Origin of the sequence: Moorena sp. SIO4G3, from assembly GCF_010692305.1 — a bacterium.
Taxonomy (GTDB): Bacteria; Cyanobacteriota; Cyanobacteriia; order Cyanobacteriales; family Coleofasciculaceae; genus Moorena; species Moorena producens_A.
In genome coordinates, this window is the sequence record NZ_JAAHIG010000575.1 from 1 (window position 1) to 3,912 (window position 3,912).

A 3,912-nucleotide genomic window follows, 5' to 3' on the forward strand; every position below is an offset into this window, starting at 1 on the left:
AAGATAATAAACTATAGCAATCCTATCTAATTCGTGAAATATATAGGATTGCTATAGTTTATTATCTTTCTGCCTAAGGTAGAAAATTAACATACCACCTTCGGCCAGTGTGATTGCACTTGTAGAAGGTGGAATTAATACATTCAACACAAGCGGATTAGTTTAATGAATAAATATTTAGATCAATTATTTCAAAGCTATTCTTATGGTCGTTCTAAACCTTTACCCAAAATTGACAATATTGATGATATTTTAGATAAGCGAATGCAAATGACTATGATAGCTCATTTGCCCCTAGAGGATATTATCAGTATTAAAAAAATTTTTCATGCTAGTCAAGCGGTATTATCTGCATCATTTCAAGGTAAATTGCTAGAGGCAGAACAAGCCAATCTAACTGCCAATAAGATAATAAAATTTAGTCAATTTACTCCTGAGAGTTCTCTGATTATCAAAAACACTTTTAATGCTTCTAAAGGTTATTTTGATTATCGTCAAGGGAATTATGACGGTGCTAGAGTCAATTTACATATAGCTCTAGAAGCCTGTATAGCTCTAATAAACCAATATGGTTATGACTTCTTGCAAGGAAGACCTATTCATCTTGCCTGTAATTTACTAAAAGTTGAAGCATGTTCTGGAAATCATGAAAAAGCCATAAAAATTGCTTGCTACCTAATAAGTCATATGGAAGGCAAGCATAATAGCTCACTTGCTCAAGATATCAATTTACTTGAATCTGTTCAAGATTTATCATTTAACTATGAAAGATTTTTAGTTATTCAAGTTTTTGAAGAGGTTGCTAAGCTGTTTGCTAGCTGTAATGATGATGAATCTACTAAATTAGTAGCTTTAGCTTCCAACATTATTGGAGATGAAGATTTTTTATCCAATAAACAATTTCAACGAGAATACACTTGGTTTAAAAACAAACAAGCTTTGGCAAAAGGTAAAATTATTGAATTTATTGAAGAATCTAGTAAGTTTTTAGCCGATGGAAGAGGCTCTTGTACGCTTTTATGGCATGCTACAGTTTTAGACATTCTTAAAATCTGCAAAACTATAGATTCTGAAATATCGAAAATACTACAAAAACAGATCATAGAAGATTTAGTTAACTATAAGTATTTACCTACTGTATTAAAAGCGTGAAATCAAAATTTTAAGGTTTATTTTGTCAGAAATAACCTTCTGATTATTTGAGCAGATTTTATACTTCGTTAGTGGTAAACTAGTAGTGAGTTTACCACCCCGAACCTTGACCAGATCCTAGCCAAATTACTACATCTTTACCACTACTTATACTTCAATACAAAATTGAAAGACTAGTAAAAGTCAGGCCGACTATATTTTAATCCAGATTATTAACAATCTCAACTTCCCCAATCTCTCCCTTCAACCACCCACTAAACAAATCAGACATAATCTGAGAACGCAACTTATCATCCAATTCCAATTTAACAATCTCTTCAACCAAAATCAGATGCACTCCCTTAGAAGTCACAATCGGCTTCATCAAACTGGTATAAAATAATTTTATTCTTTTAGTCCAAGAGTAATCTTGGGCTTTTTTTTTATGGCTTTTATCAGTTCCAATAGTTTTGTGGACATAACTGTTTTAGTTTATTCAATAAATTATATAGAGGTTAACTATAATAATAGTGAAAAAGTTATTTATAGGTAAATTTTCAGCTATTACTAGGTTTAGCGGCAGGTAAATACATGTAATTTTGTGACAAAATTGTTTTGGTTTTAGCATCAATAATCTCTAAACAACCTAGACATAGTCAATTAATTTTAATAGGATTAAAACAGGAATCAAAAATTACTAATTGATTTCTGGCAAATAACACACATTAATTATTGGATAAAAATTCAGATGGCTGATATTAATATCAACGATCTTTCAGCTCTTAATTTGACTGGTGCTGAGTTGTTTAACGATTCAGAAAGCTTTATAACGGAACTGAATGAAGAGGGTGAGGAAATGGGAAGAATTAACGGTGGTCTTGATTGGTGCAGATTGCCCACTTGTAAGGCTACTGAAGTCGCATGCGACTTAGCTACGCTTGATACAATAACTCGCTTTGCTTAAGACTTACGCACCAACTTAATAGGTGAGATGGGCAGCCAATCTTCCCATCTCACTGATAGCATTTTATTTATTCATCTGCGTAAGTCCTGAGCTTTTAACTCAAAACAATTAGAGCAATAAATTTATAATAATAACCTAAGCAAATTGACCACTTAATTCAAGTTCATTAACAACTTCAACTTCCCCAATCTCTCCCTTCAACCACCCACTAAACAAATCAGACACAATCTCAGAACGCAGCTTCCCATCCAATTCCGATTTAACAATCTCCTCAACCAAAATCAGATGCGCTCCCTTAGAACTCACAATCGGCTTAAGCAACTGTGGCGGCTCAGCAGCAAAAACAGCAGCAGAAATTTCCGGCTTAAACTCCTGACGCTTAACTATTCCCCGATATCCTCCAGAGCGCCGTAACTCAGTATCCTGGATGTATTCGTGAGCAATCTCATAGAAACTTGTCTCCCCTTTGTCGAACTTGTAGAAAATAATTTTAGTCTTTTAGTCCAAGAGTAGCCTTGGGCTATTTTTTATGGTTTTTATCAGCTCCACTAGTTTTGTGGACATAACTAGTTTAGTTGATTACCTAAATTATAGAGACGTTAACTATCAGAATACTGGTAAAGGTGATTTATAGGTTAATTGTGAGCTACTACTAGGTTTAGCAGCAGGTAAATACATTGATTTTGATGACAAAACTGTTTTTGCTTTAGCCTCAATAAGCTCTAAAAATCCTAGACATACGAAATTAATTTGAATAGGATAAAAACAGGAATCACAAGTTACTAATTGATTTCTGTTCAACCACAGACATTCATTATTGGAGAAAAACCCAAATGGCGAGTATTGCAATTTCTGATCTGCATCCTGTTGGTGTCAACCTCTTCGATGATTCTGAAAGCTTTATGATGGATTTATCTGATGATCAACTAGATGTGACAGGTGGCGGGACTCCAGCAGTGGCTATATTAGTGGTTACACTACTGACACCTCGAGATGCTCATTAATCAAGGTATTAACTTTTGTAAGCCACATTCCGCATCTTAAAATTGCTCCCTAGCGGAAATTTTAGTCTTTTAGTCCAAGAGTAATCTTGGACTATTTTTTATGGTTTTTATCAGTTTCAAGAGTTTTGTGGACATAAGTAGTTTAGTTGATTCACTAAATTAGAGAGAGGTTAATTATCAGAATATTGGGAAAGGATATTTATAGGTTAATTATTAGCTATTACTAGGTTTAGCAGCAGATAGATACATCTAATTTTGTGACAAAAGTGTTTTTGGTTTAGCCTCAATAAGCTCTCAAAATACTAGACACACTAAATTATTTTTAATAGGATTAAAACAGGAATCAAAAATTACTAATTGATTCCTGGTAACGAACACAGATTCATTAGTGGAGAAAAACTCAAATGGCTAAAATCAAAGTTAATGACATCAAACCTGCTGGTGTTGAATTATTTGTGGATGATGAAAGTTTTATCCAGGATTTAAAGAATGACGAACTTAATATTGTTGGCGGTATACAACATTTGGCTGCAAGTCCAGTATGCAGTGACTGTAGCTGCAATTGTTGCAATACGAACTAACATACAATGAATAGCACAATTTCAAAAAATATGTTGTCTGCTAGATAACTGAATTTTAGGGTAACATGGCCTAAAATTTATAAGCCATGTTATCCTATTTAACGTCTAATATTATGCCTATTATGTTTTATTAAAAAAAATAATTACTTTCTTTTAATTCAATTTTTGGTTGTAAAAAAGGAAATTGGTTGTGACAATTAAGCTCAATTATAATATTTTTTTAACTTATTTA

Annotated in this window: 6 protein-coding genes; 4 read left to right on the forward strand and 2 right to left on the reverse strand. The window is 32.9% G+C overall.

From position 1 onward, the window contains the following. Positions 1 to 165: 165 nt before the first annotated feature. Positions 166 to 1,152: a hypothetical protein gene (locus F6J99_RS42970; protein ID WP_293123040.1), complete on the forward strand. Its 987-nt coding sequence runs from the start codon at positions 166 to 168 to the stop codon at positions 1,150 to 1,152. 199 nt (positions 1,153 to 1,351) lie between these two features. Here F6J99_RS42970 and F6J99_RS42975 read toward each other — a convergent pair whose 3' ends face one another. After that, on the reverse strand, positions 1,352 to 1,504 hold the full coding sequence (locus tag F6J99_RS42975) for a hypothetical protein (RefSeq protein ID WP_293123043.1): 153 nt from the start codon (positions 1,502 to 1,504) through the stop codon (positions 1,352 to 1,354). Between the two features lie 375 nt (positions 1,505 to 1,879). Here F6J99_RS42975 and F6J99_RS42980 point away from each other — a divergent pair, with 375 nt between their 5' ends. After that, entirely contained in the window at positions 1,880 to 2,095 is a 216-nt protein-coding gene (locus F6J99_RS42980; RefSeq protein WP_293123046.1) for a hypothetical protein, read from the forward strand. Between the two features lie 135 nt (positions 2,096 to 2,230). On the opposite strand, the gene F6J99_RS42985 is transcribed toward F6J99_RS42980, so the two are convergent. Next, positions 2,231 to 2,584 carry a peptidylprolyl isomerase gene (locus F6J99_RS42985; RefSeq protein ID WP_365975383.1) on the reverse strand — a complete coding sequence of 118 codons (354 nt, stop codon included), beginning with the start codon at positions 2,582 to 2,584 and terminating at the stop codon, positions 2,231 to 2,233. A 344-nt stretch (positions 2,585 to 2,928) separates the two neighbouring features. Between F6J99_RS42985 and F6J99_RS42990 the strand changes: the two genes are divergently transcribed. Next, positions 2,929 to 3,099 (forward strand): hypothetical protein, encoded by a 171-nt coding sequence (locus F6J99_RS42990; RefSeq protein WP_168166508.1) that lies wholly within the window; start codon positions 2,929 to 2,931, stop codon positions 3,097 to 3,099. 404 nt (positions 3,100 to 3,503) lie between these two features. Next, a complete protein-coding gene (locus tag F6J99_RS42995) occupies positions 3,504 to 3,680 on the forward strand; it encodes a hypothetical protein (RefSeq protein WP_293123049.1) in 177 nt (58 codons plus the stop codon). Positions 3,681 to 3,912: the final 232 nt, after the last annotated feature.

Excerpts from the sequence above, each read along its gene's own strand:
- F6J99_RS42970 (WP_293123040.1), top strand. The coding sequence starts at position 166 with ATGAATAAATATTTAGATCAATTATTTCAAAGCTATTCTTATGGTCGT.
- F6J99_RS42980 (WP_293123046.1), top strand. The coding sequence starts at position 1,880 with ATGGCTGATATTAATATCAACGATCTTTCAGCTCTTAATTTGACTGGT.
- F6J99_RS42990 (WP_168166508.1), top strand. The coding sequence starts at position 2,929 with ATGGCGAGTATTGCAATTTCTGATCTGCATCCTGTTGGTGTCAACCTC.
- F6J99_RS42995 (WP_293123049.1), top strand. The coding sequence starts at position 3,504 with ATGGCTAAAATCAAAGTTAATGACATCAAACCTGCTGGTGTTGAATTA.